Below are 19,744 nucleotides of genomic sequence, written 5' to 3' on the forward strand. Positions count from 1 at the left end.
AGGCCGAGCCCTCCGGCCAACTGCAGCAGTTGTCGGCGATTGACCGAGCCGGATCCCCCGATCGACGGCGACGAAGATGCGACGTCCATCCGATCACCCTACGGCCGCTGATCGCGTCGTTAGACTTGGCCGCCGGCCAAGTGCCGGGAATTCAACTTATTCGGTGGGGGAAGACAATCGTGGCAGCGGTGATGCGTCTGGACAACGGGCAGAACGTGACGTTGGGGACGGTGATCGCCCGCGCCGGTGAGGGCACCATCTACGAGATCACCGGCCACCCCGAATGGGCCGCCAAGATCTTCCACCCCGACCTCAAAGACCTCGCCGCCAAACGCGCCAAGGTCACCGCCATGGCCGGCTCCCAACCCACCGGCGCAGTCCAATCCGACGGATTCACCGTCCTGACCTGGCCCCTGCACACCCTCACCGGCAACGACGGCACCAGCGGCTACCTCATGTCCCGCATCGACACCACCAACGCCGTGGAAATCCACGCCCTGTCCAACCCGCCGACCGCAACAACCCACTGCCCTCGGCACCCCAATGGACCCCCCACGCCACCTGGCAACACCTCACCAACGTCGCCGCCAACCTCTGCCTCGCGGTGGAAACCGTCCACAGCGTCAACGCCGTCATCGGCGACTTCCAAGAACGCAACATCCTGGTCAACGACACCACCAGAGTCACCCTCGTCGACGTCGACTCCATCCATTCACCGACACCGCCGGCCACCAATTCCTCTGCGCCGTCGGCCGCCCCGAATTCACCGCCCCCGAACTCGCCGGAACCAACCTCGCCACCACCGCCCGCCAAAAACCCTCCGACCTATTCGCCCTGGCCGTCCACATCCACCTACTACTCATGGCCGGCAACCACCCCTTCCTCCGCGGACACTGGACCGGCCCCGGCGACCAACCCGACGCCCTGACCCTGGCCAAAACCGGCCAATGGGCCGGCGGACCCAGATCCCAACTGCACACCCACCCCCTGGCCCCACCCGTCACCTTCCTGCCACCAGACATCCAACGACTGTTCGTCCGCGCCTTCACCGACGGCGCCAACAACCCCAACGCACGCCCCACCGCCACCGAATGGCGCGAAGCCCTCACCCACATCCAAACCACCGAATGCCCACGCGGACACCAAATCCCCGCCGAAGCAGACCCCTGCCCCTGGTGCACCATCGACAACGAACGCACCAACCGACGCCAACAACGCGCCACCCCACCCATCAGCACAGGCCAGGTTGCCGTCAGCGCCAAACAGATCCCTGCCGCCCCTGTCGGCAGCAACCCGCTGATCACAGCGTCCCCTGCTCGGCCCGCATCTGCACCGGGGCGTACCCGAACTCCGGTCATCGCCGCCGCCGTGGTGGCCGGCCTGGTCGCCGTCGGCCTGGTCGCGTTCCTCGGAGCGCGGATGGGCCAGTCGAACACGTCGTCGTCATCGTCCTACCGGCCGGACAACTCCGACTCCGGCTACACCGCCACCACGTCGTCGCCCACCTACGCACCTCCCAGCGGGGACCTCGGCCTGTCCCAACCCATCAGCCGGCCGGAGTGCGACGGGTCCGGGGTGGTCATCCTGGGATCGGTGACCACCCCCGGCGCCTACGCGTCCGGGGTGCAGCGGCTGTTGAACGCCCACCCCGGGGCCTACTACCTGAAGACCGACGTGACCTGCCCGTCGCTGCGGCCCAGGACGCCGGAGGGCAACCTCATCTACGCGGTGTACACCCCGGCCGGACGCACGCAGAGTGAAATCTGCGCCGCGGTACGCCGGGCCGGTGGGGATTCCTACGGCAAGTGGCTGGACCGCAGCACCGATCCGAGCTACATCATTCCCTGCTGATCGCACCGCCGCCCGGGCCAGGACACGGAACCGATTCTGCGGGCGGGTGGGCGCACCCGGCGGCCACGATTGCGATAACGTCGCTAATCAATCGGTCCGGTCGACCCGAGAAACGCAGTGTCGGCGACCGAATGCGTTGCGCAAGAATGGGGACACGGGGTGGCAGCGGTGATGCGTCTGGACAACGGGCAGAACGTGACGTTGGGGACGGTGATCGCCCGCGCCGGTGAGGGCACCATCTACGAGATCACCGGCCACCCCGAATGGGCCGCCAAGATCTTCCACCCCGACCTCAAAGACCTCGCCGCCAAACGCGCCAAGGTCACCGCCATGGCCGGCTCCCAACCCACCGGCGCAGTCCAATCCGACGGATTCACCGTCCTGACCTGGCCCCTGCACACCCTCACCGGCAACGACGGCACCAGCGGCTACCTCATGTCCCGCATCGACACCACCAACGCCGTGGAAATCCACGCCCTGTCCAACCCCGCCGACCGCAACAACCCACTGCCCTCGGCACCCCAATGGACCCCCCACGCCACCTGGCAACACCTCACCAACGTCGCCGCCAACCTCTGCCTCGCGGTGGAAACCGTCCACAGCGTCAACGCCGTCATCGGCGACTTCCAAGAACGCAACATCCTGGTCAACGACACCACCAGAGTCACCCTCGTCGACGTCGACTCCATCCAATTCACCGACACCGCCGGCCACCAATTCCTCTGCGCCGTCGGCCGCCCCGAATTCACCGCCCCCGAACTCGCCGGAACCAACCTCGCCACCACCGCCCGCCAAAAACCCTCCGACCTATTCGCCCTGGCCGTCCACATCCACCTACTACTCATGGCCGGCAACCACCCCTTCCTCCGCGGACACTGGACCGGCCCCGGCGACCAACCCGACGCCCTGACCCTGGCCAAAACCGGCCAATGGGCCGGCGGACCCAGATCCCAACTGCACACCCACCCCCTGGCCCCACCCGTCACCTTCCTGCCACCAGACATCCAACGACTGTTCGTCCGCGCCTTCACCGACGGCGCCAACAACCCCAACGCACGCCCCACCGCCACCGAATGGCGCGAAGCCCTCACCCACATCCAAACCACCGAATGCCCACGCGGACACCAAATCCCCGCCGAAGCAGACCCCTGCCCCTGGTGCACCATCGACAACGAACGCACCAACCGACGCCAACAACGCGCCACCGCACCCATCGGCGCCGGCCGAAGCGTGCCCGCCCCGCGGCCACCATCCAGACCAGCACCGTCCTCAGCGCCACCGGTTGCCCGACCGGCCAATCCGAGCAAGGGCACCCGCACCGGGCTGATCGCCGCGGCGGTCGCAGTCGCCGTCGTCGCCGTGGGCGGGATCGCCTACGCGCTGGGCAGCGGCGGCAGCGACTCCTCGGACGGGCGCCGCGGCGGCAGCTCGCAGGCGTCGGGAACCTGTTCAGGCATCCCCGACATCGGTTCGGGCTCGGCCAGCCTGGGTACCGACGGGCTGGTGATCGATGTCCCGTTGAGCGCCAGCTGCGGCAGCGATGACCTGATGGGCGGTTCCTCGGTGCTCGTCACCGTCTCCGACGGCTACCGCGACGTCGCGTCGGGCCACTTCAACCTCGCCACCAACCCGGTGCGGCTTTCCGGCGGTTCGGCGCAGACTCAGGAGTTCGTCTTTCCCGCGGGAATGTATTGGCGCACACCGGAAATGATCAGCTCGGGATCGCTGGATGTGCAGATCACTGGCTTCTCTCCGGGCGGCTCAGGTGGGTATTCCAGCGGCACGGATCGCGTGCTGGCCGCCGCACCCGGATCACCGGTCCATGAGAGCGTCGACAGCATCGCCGCCTCGACGCTGAGTGAACTGTCCAGCTCCGACTACGGTTACGTCCGCAGCAATCTCGCCGATCGGTGGAATCCGCAGATCAGCTCGAAGCGGGTCGGGCTGGTCGCCGACGGCATCACCTACGGCAGCGCCGACATTCTGCGCGATCACCTGAGCCTGCGGCAGCGCTACCCGGACGTGCGGTTGGTCACCTCCAACGATTGGACCACCTTTTCCGGCTCCGACTGGTGGGTGACCATCGTCGGCAGCCCGTCCTCGGATTCCGCGATCGCCAACGGTTGGTGCGACACGAACGGCATCGACAGCTGGAACTGTTTCGCCAAGCTCATCAGCGATCACCGTGGTTCCGACGGGACCACGGTACTGCGTAAGTAGTCACCGCGCGGTCAGCAGGCCAACTGCGGATTCTTCATCACCGCAACACTTTTCAGTGCCTCATCGACCCGATCGATGGTCAGCTCCTGACTCGCGACGGCCAATTCCAGGCGATCCAGCACGGCGGGCACCTCGGCGGTGCTGACCCACAGCGCGACGTCGGCCCCCGCCTTCAACGACACCAACACCGCCTCGGGCACGCTGTAGTACTGGGTGATGGCGCCCATGCTGGACAGGTCATCGGTGAACACCGGTCCGGTGAACGGCGGCCCGCCGTAACCGCCGTCGCGCAGCAGCCGGTAGACGGCCGCCGACATGCTGGCCGGCAACCCGTCGGTCAGGTCCGGGACCTGCATGTGGCCGACCATCACACCGACCGGCTTGGCCGTGCTCAGCTCCCGGTACGGGATGAGGTCGGAGGTCTTCAGCTCGCTCAGCGGCGGCGTGGTGACGCTGCCGACGTGCGAATCCCCCGTCGCCCGGCCATGCCCGGGGAAATGCTTGAGCACCGGCAGCAGGCCGGCATCGCGCAGACCCCGGGCGTAGGCGCCGGCGTATTCGACGACGGTCGTCGCGTCGTTGCCGAACGACCGGTCGCCGATAACGGTGTTGTCGGGGGCATCGGTGATGTCGACGTCGGGAGCGAAGTCGATGGTGAGCCCGAACGACCGCATCTTGGTGCCGCGGTCCTTGGCGATCTGGTAGACCTGCTCGGCCGAGGACTGCTGGGCCAGTTCCCGCGCGGACGGCTGCGCGCCGAGCAGCGACTTGAGCCGCTGCACCCGGCCGCCCTCCTCATCGACGCTGACGGCCAGCGGCAGCGCCGCGGGGGCGACCTGCAGTTCGCGCAGCGACCCGTCCTGCAGCATGCTCAGATCGCTCCAGCTGGCGATGAAAATTCCGCCGACGTTGTGGTCGCGCACCACCGACCGCGCGTCAGCGATGTCGGTGACCCCCACCATCAGCAGCTGCGCCAGCTTCTGCCGCATCGTCAGCGGCCCGATCGCGGCCTGCAGCGGGCCGCAGGTCGACACCGGGGTTTCCGGGGCGCCGTCCGGGACGGCGGCCCCCACCCCGGCCGCGGTTTCGGAGGTATCGACCGGGCGCGGCTTGCTGAACATGACGACGGCGACGGTCAGCGCCACCACTCCGAGCAGTGCCACCGCGGCAATCAGCAGCACCGAGCGGGTCGAATCCGACCGCGCATCCGGCCGGTGCTCGGGGGTGCCGACCCCGACCGGACCGGCCGCCGGCGCGGAGACGGGCACCGGTGCGAAGGCAGGCATCGGTACCGGGGCCGGGGCCGGGCGAGGGCGGGGCGCCGCGGCGGCCCGCGGCGGCCGGCCCGCGGCAACCAGCGCGTCGGCGAACTCCTCGCAGCTGCCGAAGCGGTCCGCAGGGTCGAAGGCGAACGCGCGGCCGAACACCGCGGCCACCTCCGCCGGATTGCTCTGACCAGCCAGCGCCGGCTCCTCGAAGCCGATGCTGCCGGAGTCGGTGACGACCCGGCCCGCAGCGCCAAACGGTGGCTCTCCGGTGAGCAACTGGAAGGTCAGCGCGGCCAGCGCGAACTGATCGGAGCGGGCGCCCGGCGCCGCGCCGGTGAGCACCTCGGGCGCGGCATAGCCGGACGCCGCATCGCCCTCGCGGTACTGGCCGAAGTCCGCCAAACCGATCCGGTAGTCACCCGAAAACGGGTCGGCGATCAACACATTGCCGGGCCGCAGATTGCCGTGGACCAGGCCGCGGCGGTGCGCGCCATCCAGCGCCCGGCCGATCCGCTCGGCGATCAGATCGACACCGCGCTTCGGCATCCCCTCCGGGAAGCGTTGCTGCATCAACGCCAGGACGTCGATGCCGTCGACATACGTGCTGGCGATCCACAACTGCCCGCGATCGCGTCCGGAGGCCACCGCGCACACCAGGGTGGCGTCGCCGACCGTCGGCGCGGTGTCCAGCGCGTGCTGAACCCGCCGCCGAAACGAGGTGTCGGTCGAGGCGGCCAGGTCGAAGACCTTCAGCGCGACCGTGGCGCCACTCGCCGACACCGCCCGGTAGACGTCCGCGCCGCTGCCGGATCCGAGGATCGCCTCGATCGTAAAGCCAGCAAATTCATCCCCCGGGGCCAGCGCCATGAGCGGATGTTAGCCGACCATCGGCGCCGCCGAACGGACCCCGGCATCCGATCCGCGGGACATGGCCGAATCCTCCCAATTACCGCCACCCCATCGGCTAGCTTCCAGGGAAGTTGCGCCATCGGAGCCACCCGCGGAGATCGTGATGCCTGATACCGACGTTTCGACCGAGAAACCGGCGGCGCCCTCGGCCGGCAAGCTGGGACTGGCGGCGCTGACCGCGATCGTCATCGGCTCCATGATCGGCAGCGGTATCTTCGCGCTGCCCTCGCAGATGGCCGGCAAGGCCGCCCCGATCCCCCTGCTGATCGGCTGGATCGTCACCGGCGCCGGAATGCTGATGCTGGCCTTTGTGTTTCAGACCCTGGCCACCCGCAAACCCAACGTCGACGGCGGCGTCTACGGCTACGCCCGCGAGGGCTTCGGCAACTACATCGGCTTCACCTCCGCGTTCGGCTACTGGGCCTCGGCCTGGATGGGTAACGCCTCCTATCTGGTGTTGTTGATGGCGACGCTGGATCACTTCCTCCCCGGCACCTTCACCGAGGGCACCACCCCGGCAGCGATCCTGGGCGCCTCAATTCTGTTGTGGCTCATGCATTTTCTGACCTTGCGGGGCGTGCAGACGGCGGCGTTCGTCAACACCATCGTGACGATCGCGAAGGTCGTACCGATCCTCGCGTTCATCGCCGTCGCGATCGTCGGCTTCAAGATGGGGCTGTTCAGCGCCGACCTGTGGGGCACCCACACCGAGATCAAGGGTGAGCCGCTCGGCGACACCTTGACCCAGGTCCGGAACATGATGCTGATCACCGTCTGGGTGTTCATCGGCATTGAGGGCGCCGCCGTCTACTCCGAGCGGGCGAAAACGCGCAGCGACGTCGGCAAGGCCACCGTGGCCGGCTTCCTGGCCGTACTGTCCCTGCTGCTGCTGGTGAACTTCCTGTCCTACGGGCTGATGGCGCAGGCCGAACTGGCCGGCCTGCCCGACCCGTCGATGGCCGGGCTGATGGCCCAGCAGGTCGGTCCCTGGGGCGCCGGGTTCGTCTCGGTCGCGCTGATCGTCTCGCTGCTGGGCGCGCTGCTGGCCTGGGTGCTGCTGTGCGCCGAGATTCTGCGGATCCCGGCCAAGGAAGCCGTCATGCCGGCAACGCTGGGCCGGGAAAATGCGCACGGATCACCGGCGGCGGCGCTGTGGCTGACCAACGGCTGCGTGCAGACGGTGCTGATCCTGACATTGTTCTTCGAGAGCACCTACCTGGGCCTGGTGCTGCTGGCAACCTCGCTGATCCTGCTGCCCTACCTGTGGTCGGCCGCCTATCAACTGCTGCTGGCGGTGCGCGGGGAGACCTACGAGCAGGGCGGGGGCCGCGCCCGCGACATCGTCATCGGCGCCGTCGCACTGCTCTACGCCATCTGGCTGGTCTACGCCGGCGGCCTGGAATACCTGCTGACCGCCGCGATCTTCTACGCCGTCGGCACCGTCATGTACCTGTGGGCCCGGCGGGAGAGCCGGCAACCCCTGTTCACCACCGCCGAGCTGGTCATCTTCGTCGTGCTGGTGGCCGCCGGCGCCGTCGGCATCTGGCAGATCGCGACCGGCAACATCGCCGTCTTCTCCGACTGAGTCACCCCTGCTCGATGCGACCGAAAGGAACTCTGATGCCAGATACCGAGGCCCGGGTGGGCGTGTGGTCGGAAATCGGCAAACTGCGACGGGTACTGGTCTGCCAACCCGACCTGGCCCACCAGCGACTCACCCCGGACAACAGTGCCGAGCTGTTGTTCGACGACGTGATCTGGCTGGCGCAGGCGCGCCGGGATCACTTCGATTTCGTCTCCAAGATGGTGGATCACGGCATCGAGGTGCTGGATCTGCAGGACTGCCTGGCCACCGTGCTGGCCGACCCCACCGCGCGAGCCTGGGTGCTCGACCGTCGGCTCACCGATTTTCTGGTCGGCCCGAACATCCGCCGCGAGCTGCGGCCCTGGCTCGATGAGCTGCCCGCCGCCACCCTGGCCCGCTACCTGATCGGCGGCATCGCCTTCCACGAGGTGCCCGCCGAGGTCGCCGGGCCGTTCCTGCGCACCTTCGCCGAGACCGAGCCCGCCGGGTTCGTCATCGCGCTGCTGCCCAACACCCAGTTCATGCGCGACAACTCCTCCTGGGTCTTCCAGGGCGTCACGCTCAACCCGATGTATTGGCCGGCTCGCCAGCAGGAGACCCTGCTGACCACCGCGGTGTACAACTTCCACCCCGCCTTCGCCGGGGAGCAGTTCAAGGTGTGGCTGGGCAACCTCGACGGCCAGACCTACAACCACGGTGCCACCACCCTGGAGGGCGGCGACGTGATGCCGATCGGCAACAACACCGTCGTCGTCGGCATGGGCGAACGGACCTCCCGCCAGGCCATTGCGCTGTTGGCGCGCAGCCTGTTCCAGGCCGGGGCGGCCGAGCGGGTGATCATCGCCGTGCTGCCCAAGACCCGCTCGGCGATGCACCTGGACACCGTGTTCACCTTCTGCGACCACGACGTGCTCACCGCGTACGCCCCGATCATCGACGGGGTCAAACCGATCTCGCTGCGCCCCGACGACAGCGAGCCCGGCGGCATGAGCGTCACTCCCGAGCGCAAGGGCCTGACCGACGTGATCGGCGATGCGCTCGGGGTGAAGTTCAATGTCGTTGCCACCGCAGGAGATATCTACGGCATTCAGCGCGAGCAGTGGGACGACGCGAACAATGTCGTCGCCCTGGAGCCCGGGGTGGTGATCGGCTACGACCGCAACACCCTGACCAACACCGCGCTGCGCAAGGCCGGTATCGAGGTCATCACCATCGACGCCAGCGAACTGGGCCGCGGCCGCGGCGGCGGTCGCTGCATGACCTGCCCGATTCTGCGCGACCCCGCCTACTAGTCCCCCGCACCCAAGGAAGCCGACCATGCCGTTCAACATCCGCAACCGCAACCTGCTCTCACTGGTCCACCACAGCGAGCGTGACCTGCTCTATCTGCTCGATCTGGCCCGAGACCTCAAGCGCGCCAAGTATTCCGGGTCGGTCCGGCACAGCCTGGCCGGCAAGAACATCGCGCTGATCTTCGAGAAGACCTCCACCCGCACCCGGTGCGCCTTCGAGGTCGCCGCCTACGACGAGGGCGCGCACGTCACCTACATCGACCCGACGTCGTCGCAGATCGGGCACAAGGAGTCGATGAAGGACACCGCCCGGGTGCTGGGCCGGATGTACGACGCGATCGAGTACCGCGGGTACGGCCAGGACGTCGTCGACGAACTGGCCAAATACGCCGGCGTGCCGGTGTTCAACGGCCTGACCGACGAGTACCACCCCACCCAGATGCTGGCCGACGTGCTCACCATGACCGAGCACTGTTCGCGCCCGATGCACGAGATCTCCTACGCCTACGTCGGCGACGGACGCAACAACATGGGCAATTCGCTGCTGCTGGTCGGGGCCAAGCTCGGGATGAACGTGCGCATCGGTGCGCCCAAGCACCTGTGGCCGACGCCGGAACACATCGCCATGTGCGAGGACTTCGCCCGCGAATCCGGCGCGCTGCTGCTGATCACCGACGACCCGCTGGAGGCCGTCAAGGGCGTCGACTTTATCCACACCGACGTGTGGGTGTCGATGGGCGAGCCGATCGACACCTGGGGCCCGCGGATCGCCGAACTGATGCCCTACCAGGTCAACAGCGCGCTGCTGGCGGCGTCGGGAAACCCGAGGGTGCGGTTCATGCACTGCCTGCCCGCGTTCCACAATTCCGAGACCAAGGTCGGCGCGCAGATCGCCGCGCAGCACCCGGAGCTGGCCAACGGCATCGAGGTCACCGAGGACGTGTTCGAGAGCCCGGCCAACATTGCCTTCGAGCAGGCCGAGAACCGGATGCACACCATCAAGGCCGTCCTCGTCGCGGCGCTGGCGTAGGGCCCGGCGTGCGCATCGTCATCGCCCTGGGTGGCAACGCCCTGCTGCAACGCGGTCAGCCGATGACCGCGGACAACCAGCGGGCCAACATCCGGATCGCCGCCGAGCGCATCGCCGCGGTGGTACCGGGCAACGAGATCGTGGTGGCGCACGGCAACGGGCCGCAGGTCGGCCTGCTGGCGCTGCAGGCGGCGGCCTACACCGAGGTCGCGCCGTATCCGCTGGATGTGCTCGGCGCCCAGACCGACGCGATGATCGGCTACGTCATCGAACAGGAACTGGGCAACCTGCTGCCCGAACACCAGCAGCTGGCCACCATGCTGACCATGATCGAGGTGGACCGCCGCGATCCGGCGTTCGCCAACCCGACCAAGCCGATCGGGCCGGTCTATGACCGGGAGACCGCCGAGCAGCTGGCCGCGGCCCGCGGCTGGTCCATCGCCCCTGACGGCGACAAGTTCCGCCGGGTGGTGGCCAGCCCGAAGCCGAAGCGAATCTTCGAGATTCGGCCGATCCGCACCCTGGTGGAGAGCGGGGTGGTGGTGATCTGCGCCGGCGGCGGCGGCATCCCGACCATGTACGACGAGAACAACGATCTGCAGGGCGTGGAGGCGGTGATCGACAAGGACCTCGCCTCGGCGCTGCTGGCCGAGGAACTGGGCGCCGATCTGCTGGTCATCGCCACCGACGTCGACGGCGTGTACCTCAACTGGGGTCAGCCCGATCAGCAGCGGCTGGGCGCGGTCACCGCCGATGACCTCGACGGGCTGGAGCTGCCCGCCGGATCGATGGGACCCAAGGTGGCGGCCGCCACCGGCTTTGCCCGGCGCACCGGCAACGAGGCGGTGATCGGCTCGCTCACCGACATCGCCGACATCGTCCGCGGCAGCGCGGGCACCCGGGTGCGGGCGTAGCGCCTTCCTTCCGCCGGTGCGGGGCCTGTTGGTGCCTCCCCTCTCGCCGAGCGCTCAGCCTGCCTCGCCTCCCGCCGAGCGCTCAGCTGTGTACACCGACGCCGGTGTGTCGCGCGCACAGGTGAGCGCTCGCCGCAGTTGCCGGCCCCGCAGCCTGGTGGCCCCGCGGCCGCTGCCCCCGCAGTTGCCGCCCCCGCCGCACAGCAGCCGGAGCCCCGCGGTCACAGCCGTGAATGCGGTTGATAACAAGGCCATCACGCCGCGCGCCGAGCCCATTTCCGCCCCCACCGCGCTGTTAGCTTTGCCGACGGTACGGCAATGGGAGGTCAGGACCGGTGAAGCGGACACTCACGCGACGAGCGACACGAACACTTTCGCTGACCGCCGCCGCCGCGCTGGCGGTGGCCGGGCTGCTGGCCCCGACCGCGGGCGCCTACTCCCGGGCCGGGCTGCCCGTCGAGGTGCTGCAGGTGCCGTCACCATCGATGGGCCGCGACATCCCCGTCCAGTTCCAGGGCGGCGGCCCGCACTCGGTGTACCTGCTCGACGGGTTGCGCGCCCGCGACGATGCCAACGGCTGGGACATCGAGACCGCAGCATTCGAATGGTTCCACGACTCCGGGCTGTCGGTGGTGATGCCGGTCGGCGGCCAGTCCAGCTTCTACACCGACTGGTACGAGCCCGCCAAGGGCAGCGCGGGCACCTACACCTACAAGTGGGAGACGTTCCTGACCCAGGAACTGCCGACCTGGCTGGCCGCGAACCGGGATCAGGATCCGCTCGGCAACGCCATCGTGGGCGTGTCGATGGCCGGCGGCGCCGCGCTGACCCTGGCGACCTGGCATCCCCGCCAGTTCCTGTTCGCCTCCTCCCTGTCGGGCTTCCTCAACCCGTCCTACGGGCTGTGGCCGACGCTGATCGGCGTAGCGATGAACGACGCCGGCGGCTTCAACCCGCGCAACATGTGGGGTCCCAGCAGCGATCCGGCCTGGCAGCGCAACGACCCGATGGTCAACATCCCGCGGCTGGTCGCCAACGGCACCGCGCTGTGGGTGTACTGCGGCAACGGCACGATGGCGGAGTTCGACACCGGCAGTGACTTCGGGCTGAACTTCTCCGCGTCGTATCTGGAGAACATCACCATCTCCACCAACAAGGAGTTTCAGCAGCGCTACCTCGCCGCCGGCGGTCGCAACGCGATCTTCAACTTCCCCTCCGGCGGCACGCACAGCTGGGGCTACTGGGGCGCGCAGCTGCAGCAGATGAAGCCGGAAATCCTCAAGGTGCTGCGGGTCGGCGAGTACGCACCGGCCCCGGCACCCGCCGTCCCCCCGGCACCGGCGGCCGCACCGGCCCCCGCGGGCACCGCACCCGCCGCCGCACCGGTCGGCACCGCACCCGTCGGCACCGTCCCGGCAGGCACCGTCCCGGCAGGCACCGTCCCGGCCGCCGCCGCACCCGTCGGCACCATCCCGGCTGCCACCGCGCCGGTTCAGGCCGCCCCAAGGGTCCCCGTCGCCACCGCCCCGACGGTCCCCGTCGCAACGCTGCCGGCCCGCTGACACACCGGTTGTCCGTCCGTGCTGCAACCCGCCCGGTGCAGTGTTAGTTTCCCCGCACGGGGGTCACAGCTAAACGCCGGCAAATGGGAAGACGATGAGCGACACATTCGACACTGAACCGAAGACCGGCCCGACCGGCCTGAGCCGAACCGGCATGACGGCGGACGCCCTGCGCGCCGCGATCTCCGACCACCTGCTCTACTCGATCGCCCGGCCGCCGGCGATCCTGCGGACCGAGCACTATTACCGCGCGCTGGCGCTGGCCGTCCGCGATCGGGTACAGGCCCGCTGGATGCCGACCACCCAGAATTTCCTGGACCTGTCCCGCAAGGTCACCTGCTACCTGTCGGCGGAGTTCCTGATGGGGCCGCAACTGGGCAACAACCTGCTGAACCTGCAGATCGAGGACGCCGCCCGGGAGGCGCTGGCCTCCCTCGGCCAGGATCTCGACGAGGTGCTGGCCTGCGAGGAGGAACCCGGGCTCGGCAACGGCGGCCTGGGCCGGCTGGCGGCCTGTTATCTGGATTCGCTGGCCACCCTGCAGCGACCCTCCATCGGCTACGGCATCCGCTACGAATTCGGCATCTTCGACCAGGAGATCCACGAAGGCTGGCAGGTCGAGAAGACCGACAACTGGCTGGCCCACGGAAACCCCTGGGAGATCGCCAAACCCGACGTCAACTACCAGGTGTACTGGGGCGGGCAGACCGAGCAGTACGTCGACGTCGCCGGCCATTTCCGGGTGCGCTGGGCGCCCGCCCAGATCATCAAGGGCATCGGGTACGACACCGCCATCCAGGGCTACAACGTCACCAACTGCAACACCCTGACGCTGTTCAGCGCCTCGGCCGTGGAATCCTTCGCGCTGGAGGCCTTCAACACCGGCGACTACTACCGGGCCGTCGAGCAGGAGGTCGCCGCCGAGACGGTCACCAAGGTGCTCTACCCCAACGACGAGCCCGACATCGGCAAACGGCTGCGCCTGCTGCAGCAGTACTTTTTCGTCACCTGCTCGCTGCAGGACATCCTGCGCATCCACCTCGACGTGACGTGTCGGCCGCTGAGCGCACTGCCGGATTCCTTTGCCGTGCAACTCAACGACACTCATCCCTCGATCGCCGTCGCCGAACTGATGCGGCTGCTCATCGACGAGCACCACCTGGCTTGGGACGACGCCTGGGATCTCACCGTGCGCACCTTCGCCTACACCAACCACACCCTGCTGCCCGAGGCCCTGGAGACCTGGCCGCTGAGCCTGTTCGGCGAGTGCCTGCCCCGGCACCTGGAGATCATCTACGAGATCAACGAACACCTGCTGAATCAGGTCCGCGACCGGTTCCCGGGCGATGACGACCGGGTCCGCCGAATGTCGCTGATCGGCGAGGACGGCGGCAAATGCGTGCGCATGGCGCACCTGGCCACCGTCGGCAGCCACTTCGTCAACGGCGTTGCCGCGCTGCACTCCGAACTGCTCAAAGCCAGTGTGCTGAAAGACTTTTACGAGCTGTGGCCGGAGCGATTCGGCAACATCACCAATGGGGTCACGCCCCGCCGATTCCTGGCTCTGTCCAACCACGGACTGCGCGACCTGCTCGACGACACCATCGGCACCGGCTGGCTGACCGACCTCGACCGGCTCCGCGAGCTGGAGAGCTACGCCGAGGACGAGTCCTTCCGGACTCGCTGGCGCAAGGTCAAGCGCGCCAACAAGGCCCGGCTGGCCGAGTACGTGCACACCACCACCGGCATCGAACTGGATCCGTCCTGGATGTTCGACATCCAGGTCAAGCGGATCCACGAGTACAAGCGCCAGCACCTCAACGCGCTGCACATCATCACCCTGTACCACCGGCTGAAGACCAACCCGAAACTGGCGATCCCGCCGCGCGCGTTCATCTTCGGGGGCAAGGCCGCGCCCGGCTACTTCATGGCCAAGCTGATGATCAAGCTGATCACCGCCGTCGGCGCCACGGTCAACAACGACCCGGACGTCAACCGGTTCATGAAGGTGGTGTTCCTGCCGAACTTCAATGTGCAGAACGCGCACCTGATCTACCCGGCGGCGAACCTCTCCGAGCAGATCTCGACGGCCGGCAAGGAGGCCTCCGGCACCGGCAACATGAAGTTCATGATGAACGGCGCCCTGACCATCGGAACCCTCGACGGCGCCAACGTCGAGATCCGCGAGGAGGCCGGCGAGGACAACTTCTTCCTGTTCGGTCTGACCGTCGAGCAGGTCGAGGCCCTCAAGGCCACCGGCTATCGCCCGGCCGACTACATCGAACGCAGCCCCGAACTGACCGGGGCGTTGCAGTTGATCGCCGAGGGTGCCTTCACCCACGGCGACACCGAAGTGCTTCGCCCGCTGCTGGATTCGCTGGTGTTCCACGACCCGTTCCTGGTGCTGGCTGACTACGCCTCCTACATCGCCTGCCAAGACCGGGTGTCCGAGGCGTGGCGGCGTCCGGAAACCTGGTCCCGGATGGCGATTCTGAACACCGCCCGCAGCGGCAAGTTCTCCTCCGACCGCGCCGTTCGTGAATACTGCGACGAGATCTGGAATGTGGGCCCGATGAGCGTGACGATGTGAGCCGAAAGGCCGCCGACCGGCCGGCGGTCCAGCCGGACCGGCCGGTGAGTCGGCTGGACCGGTTCTTCGAGATCACCGCCCGCGGTTCCACCGTCGCCACCGAACTGCGCGGCGGGCTGGTCACCTTCATCGCGATGGCCTACATCATCGTGCTGAACCCGATCATCCTGTCCGGCACCGCCGACGTCGAGGGCCACCAGCTCGGCTTCGCCCAGGTGTCCGCGGTGACCTCGCTGGCCGCCGGGGTGATGACCATCGCGTTCGCGGTGATCGCCCGGCTGCCGTTCGCGTTCGCCGCAGGCCTGGGCATCAACTCGTTTCTGGCCAGTTCGGTGGTGGGCTCACTGACCTGGCCCGAGGCGATGGGCCTGGTGGTGATCAACGGCCTGATCATCGTCGCGATGGCGGCCAGCGGCGTGCGCAAGATGGTCTTCGACGCGGTGCCGATGCAGCTGAAGCTGGCGATCACCGCCGGCATCGGGCTGTTCATCCTGTTCATCGGACTGGTCAACGCCGGCTTCGTCGGCTCCACCGGAAGCCCCTCTCCGCCAATCGGATTGGGCGCGCACGGCGCAGGCTCGATCAACAGCGTGCCGACCGTGGTGTTCGTCGTCACCCTGCTGGTGACCGGCGTGCTGATCGCCCGCAACGTCCGCGGCGGGATCCTGATCGGGCTGGTGATCGGCACCGTCATCGCCGTCGTGGTGGAATCGGTGCTGCACCTGGGCCCGGCGACCGAGCACCCGGGCGGCTGGGCACTGTCGGTGCCGGCGCTGTCCGGGTCGCCGCTGGCGCTCCCGGACCTCACGCTGCTCGGCGACGTCAGCTTCACCGGGTTCGGCCGGATCGGCGTGATCGCCGCGCTGATGCTGGTGTTCACCCTGGTGTTCACCAACTTCTTCGACGCGATGGGCACCTTCACCGGGCTGTCCCGCCAGGCCGGCCTGGCCGATCGGGACGGCAACTTCCCGCGACTGCAGTCCGCGCTGGTCGTTGAGGGCGCCGGCGCCGTGGTCGGCGGCCTGGCCTCCGCGTCGTCGAACACCGTGTTCGTCGAGTCCGGCTCCGGGATCGGCGAGGGGGCACGGACCGGGCTGGCCAGCATCACCACCGGCCTGCTGTTTCTGGCCGCGATGTTCCTGACGCCGATCGCCGCGATTGTGCCCTCGGAGGTCGCCGCCGCCGCGCTGGTCGTGGTGGGCGCGATGATGGCCTCGCACCTGCGCGACATCAACCTGTCGGATTTCTCGGTGGCCCTGCCGGTGGTGCTGACGGTGGCGGTGATGCCGCTGAGCTACTCCATCGCCAACGGCATCGGCGTCGGGTTCATCTCCTGGGTGGTGGTGCGCTCGGCGGCCGGCAAGGCCCGCGAGATCAGCCCGCTGCTGTGGCTGGTGGCCTTCGGCTTCCTACTGTTCTTCGTCCGCGGCTGGATCGACTCGCTACTGAGCGGCTGAACCCGAACGGCTCAGTGCCGCAACGCAACACCCATGAAATGAGGAACCGGTGACCTTCTCCCTGCAGCTGTCCGAGGACAACATCGCGGTGCGCGACTGGGTGCACGAGTTCGCCGCGGGGGTGGTGCGCCCGGCCGCTGCGGAGTGGGACGAGCGCGAGGAGACGCCCTGGCCGATCATCGCCGAGGCCGCCAAGGTCGGGCTGTATTCGGCGGAGATGTTCGGCCAGCAGGCCGCCGACCCGGCCGGGCTCGGCATGCTGCTGGTCTTCGAGGAACTATTCTGGGGCGATGCCGGCATCGCGCTGTCGATCCTGGGCACCGGACTGGCCGCCGCGGCGCTGGCCGGCAACGGCACCCCCGAGCAGCTGATCGAGTTCCTGCCGCAGATGTTCGGCACCCCCGATGACCCCAAGCTGGGGGCCTTCTGCTCCTCGGAGCCCGACGCCGGGTCCGATGTCGGCGCGATCCGCACCCGCGCCCGCTACGACGAGGCGAACCGGCAGTGGGTGCTCAACGGCACCAAAACGTGGGCCACCAACGGCGGCATCGCCGACGTGCACGTGGTGGTCGCCTCGGTGTACCCGGAGCTGGGCTCGCGCGGGCAGGCCAGCTTCATCATTCCCGCCGGCGTGCCCGGGCTGAGCCAGGGCCAGAAGTTCAAGAAACACGGCATCCGCGCCTCGCACACCGCCGAGGTGGTGCTGCAGGACGTCCGGATCCCGGAGAACCTGATCCTGGGCGGCCGAGAGAAGTTTGAGTCCCGGGTCGCCCGGGTCCGGTCCGGGGGTTCGGCGCGCGGCCAGGCCGCGATGAAGACCTTCGAACGCACCCGCCCGACGGTCGGCGCGATGGCCATCGGGGTGGCCCGAGCCGCCTACGAGTACGCCCTGGAGTACGCCGGTCAGCGTGAACAGTTCGGCCGCAAGATCGGCGAGTTCCAGGCGGTGGCGTTCAAGCTCGCGGACATGAAGTGCCGGATCGACGCGGCCCGGCTGCTGGTGTGGCGGGCCGGCTGGATGGCCAGCAACAACGTGCCGTTCGACAATGCCGAGGGGTCGATGGCCAAGCTGGTGGCCAGCGAGGCCGCCGTCTACGTCACCGACGAGGCCATCCAGATCCTCGGCGGCAACGGCTACACCCGCGACTATCCGGTGGAGCGGATGCACCGCGACGCGAAGATCTTCACCATCTTCGAGGGCACCAGCGAGATTCAGCGGCTGGTCATCTCCCGGGCCGTCACCGGGTTGTCGATCCGCTGACCCCGCCGCGTCAGCGGGTCGCGCCGTTGACGACGGGCCGGTCCAGCACGCCCTGCTCCACGCCCCACTTGGTGGCGATCGCGGTGTACTCGCCGGTGGCGATCAGGTGTTCCAGGCCCTGGCGCAGCGACTCGGCCAGCGCGGAGTCCTTGGCCACCGGCCAGCCGTAGGGTGCGACGTCGGTCATCGATCCGGCGGGCTCCAGCTTGCCTGCGCTGAGCTTGACCGCGAACCCGGTGACGGTGGAGTCCGCCGACAGCGCGTCGATGTCCCCGTTGAGCAGCGCGGCGGTCACCTCGCTCTGGTCCGGGTAGACCACCTTGTCGATCGGGTCCAGCCCGGCGGCCACGCATTCGGCGCTCTTGGCGGGCAGTTCCGTGGTGGCCTGCAGCGCTCCCTCGGCGACACCGATGCGCAGTCCGCACGCCGCGCCGGGATCGGCGGTGCCGCCGGCCCGGCGCGCCCACAGGGTCCCGGCATCGAGGTAGGTGACGAAGTCGACCGAGCGTTCCCGCGCCCGGGTGTCGGTGATCGAGGACGCACCGACGTCGAGGCTGCCGTCGCCGACCGCGCCGGTGATCGCCTCGAAGGCCATCTCCCGCCACTCGGTCCGCAGGCCCAGCGTGCGGGCCACCGCGTTGAGCAGGTCGATGTCGAAGCCGACCAGCTCGCCCTCGTCGTTCTTGAACTCATCGGGCGCGTAGGGCACGTTGACGCCGACGATCAGCGTGCCGCGGGACTTGATCGGCTCGGGCACCGCGGCGGCGAGCGAGGCCACCCGGCCATCCGGCGCGGCGGGTGCCACCGTCGGCGCGGGCGGCTCGGCCCGCCGGTCCTCGGATCGGCCGGCCAGGAACACCCCGGCCACCAGCGCGCCCACCAGCACCGCCGCGCCGGCCAGCACCCAGCGACCGCGGCCGAGCCGACCGTTTCGCGGCGCACTGTGCCGGCCGGTGCCACTGCGCCCGACGGCCTCGCCCGCGCGGGACACCGCGTCCGAGAGCGCCGCACCGCTTTGATAGCGCCGCTCCGGCTGCTTGGCCATGCCCGTGGCGACGACGTCGTCGAACGGCGCCAGCCGGGGATTGACCTGCGAGGGCCGCGGCGGGGGCTGGCGCAGGTGCGCGGCGATCTGCTGTTCGAGGCTGTCGCCCTGGTACGGCCGGACCCCGGTCAGGCATTCGTAGAGCACCGCGGTCAGCGCGTAGATGTCCGACCGCGGGTCGGTGACGGTGTTGTCGAAGCGCTCCGGCGCCATGTAGGCCAGCGTGCCGAGGGTGTTACCGGCCGTCGTCATACCGGCGTCGGTGGCGCCGCGGGCCAGACCGAAGTCGATGAGGTAGGCGAAGTCGTTGTCGGTGATGATGATGTTGGCCGGTTTGACGTCGCGGTGGATCAGCCCCTCGGCGTGCGCGGCGTCCAGCGCCGCACCGATCTGGGCAACGACCTTCGCGCAGAACTCCGGGGTCAGCGGCCTGCCGTCGTCGGCCAGCATCTCCCCGAGGGTCTTGCCCTCGATCAGCCGCATGTCCAGGTAGAGCTGCCCGTCGATCTCGCCGTAGCCGTGGATCGGCACGACGTGCGGTTCGTTGAGCCCGGCCACCGCGTGCGCCTCCCGGCGGAACCGCTCCTGGAACGCGGCGTCCTGCGCGTTGCCCGGCGGCAGTACCTTCAGTGCCACCTCGCGGTTGGTCTTGGTGTCATAGGCGCGGTACACCTCGCCCATGCCGCCACGCCCGAGCCGTTCCCCCAGCCGGTAGTGGCCGAACGGCTTCCCCTCCACGCGATCTCCTCATGCGGCCAGC

12 protein-coding genes and 1 pseudogene are annotated in these 19,744 nt (G+C 68.7%); 10 read left to right on the top strand and 3 right to left on the bottom strand.

Annotated features, from left to right (window positions below):
- Positions 1 to 861 precede the first annotated feature (861 nt).
- The gene (locus tag G6N10_RS20175; protein ID WP_197745634.1) at positions 862 to 1,851 is read left to right on the top strand and encodes a hypothetical protein; all 990 of its coding nucleotides are present in this window, start codon (positions 862 to 864) and stop codon (positions 1,849 to 1,851) included.
- Between the two features lie 159 nt (positions 1,852 to 2,010).
- A complete protein-coding gene (locus G6N10_RS20110) occupies positions 2,011 to 4,071 on the top strand; it encodes a hypothetical protein (protein WP_179962821.1) in 2,061 nt (686 codons plus the stop codon).
- An 11-nt stretch (positions 4,072 to 4,082) separates the two neighbouring features.
- Here G6N10_RS20110 and G6N10_RS20340 read toward each other — a convergent pair whose 3' ends face one another.
- Positions 4,083 to 5,192 carry a glycoside hydrolase family 3 N-terminal domain-containing protein gene (locus tag G6N10_RS20340; protein WP_234810704.1) on the bottom strand — a complete coding sequence of 370 codons (1,110 nt, stop codon included), beginning with the start codon at positions 5,190 to 5,192 and terminating at the stop codon, positions 4,083 to 4,085.
- Positions 5,193 to 5,597: 405 nt separating this feature from the next.
- Positions 5,598 to 6,206, bottom strand: a pseudogene (locus tag G6N10_RS20345) (protein kinase domain-containing protein); the annotation flags it as partial.
- Between the two features lie 145 nt (positions 6,207 to 6,351).
- Here G6N10_RS20345 and arcD point away from each other — a divergent pair.
- From arcD to G6N10_RS06915, 8 genes are all read left to right on the top strand, one after another.
- Positions 6,352 to 7,833, top strand: coding sequence for an arginine-ornithine antiporter (gene arcD, locus G6N10_RS06880; RefSeq protein WP_085100611.1), 1,482 nt, complete (start codon positions 6,352 to 6,354; stop codon positions 7,831 to 7,833).
- Between the two features lie 35 nt (positions 7,834 to 7,868).
- The gene (locus tag G6N10_RS06885) at positions 7,869 to 9,125 is read left to right on the top strand and encodes an arginine deiminase (RefSeq protein ID WP_085100608.1); all 1,257 of its coding nucleotides are present in this window, start codon (positions 7,869 to 7,871) and stop codon (positions 9,123 to 9,125) included.
- A gap of 25 nt (positions 9,126 to 9,150) precedes the next feature.
- Positions 9,151 to 10,155 (top strand): ornithine carbamoyltransferase, encoded by a 1,005-nt coding sequence (locus G6N10_RS06890; protein WP_085100605.1) that lies wholly within the window; start codon positions 9,151 to 9,153, stop codon positions 10,153 to 10,155.
- 8 nt (positions 10,156 to 10,163) lie between these two features.
- Positions 10,164 to 11,069 (top strand): carbamate kinase, encoded by a 906-nt coding sequence (gene arcC, locus G6N10_RS06895; protein WP_085100602.1) that lies wholly within the window; start codon positions 10,164 to 10,166, stop codon positions 11,067 to 11,069.
- A 377-nt stretch (positions 11,070 to 11,446) separates the two neighbouring features.
- Positions 11,447 to 12,631 carry an esterase family protein gene (locus G6N10_RS06900; protein ID WP_085100837.1) on the top strand — a complete coding sequence of 395 codons (1,185 nt, stop codon included), beginning with the start codon at positions 11,447 to 11,449 and terminating at the stop codon, positions 12,629 to 12,631.
- 94 nt (positions 12,632 to 12,725) lie between these two features.
- Positions 12,726 to 15,221 (top strand): glycogen/starch/alpha-glucan phosphorylase, encoded by a 2,496-nt coding sequence (locus G6N10_RS06905; RefSeq protein ID WP_085100599.1) that lies wholly within the window; start codon positions 12,726 to 12,728, stop codon positions 15,219 to 15,221.
- A gap of 44 nt (positions 15,222 to 15,265) precedes the next feature.
- Positions 15,266 to 16,678, top strand: a complete 1,413-nt coding sequence (locus G6N10_RS06910) for an NCS2 family permease (protein ID WP_085100833.1) — start codon at positions 15,266 to 15,268, stop codon at positions 16,676 to 16,678.
- A gap of 49 nt (positions 16,679 to 16,727) precedes the next feature.
- Complete coding sequence (locus G6N10_RS06915; RefSeq protein WP_085100597.1) at positions 16,728 to 17,939, top strand: acyl-CoA dehydrogenase family protein; 1,212 nt, start codon at positions 16,728 to 16,730, stop codon at positions 17,937 to 17,939.
- Between the two features lie 10 nt (positions 17,940 to 17,949).
- On the opposite strand, the gene stpK7 is transcribed toward G6N10_RS06915, so the two are convergent.
- Positions 17,950 to 19,722: a serine/threonine protein kinase StpK7 gene (stpK7, locus tag G6N10_RS06920; protein WP_085100594.1), complete on the bottom strand. Its 1,773-nt coding sequence runs from the start codon at positions 19,720 to 19,722 to the stop codon at positions 17,950 to 17,952.
- Positions 19,723 to 19,744 lie beyond the last annotated feature (22 nt).

The organism is Mycolicibacterium fallax (assembly GCF_010726955.1).
Lineage (GTDB): Bacteria > Actinomycetota > Actinomycetes > Mycobacteriales > Mycobacteriaceae > Mycobacterium > Mycobacterium fallax.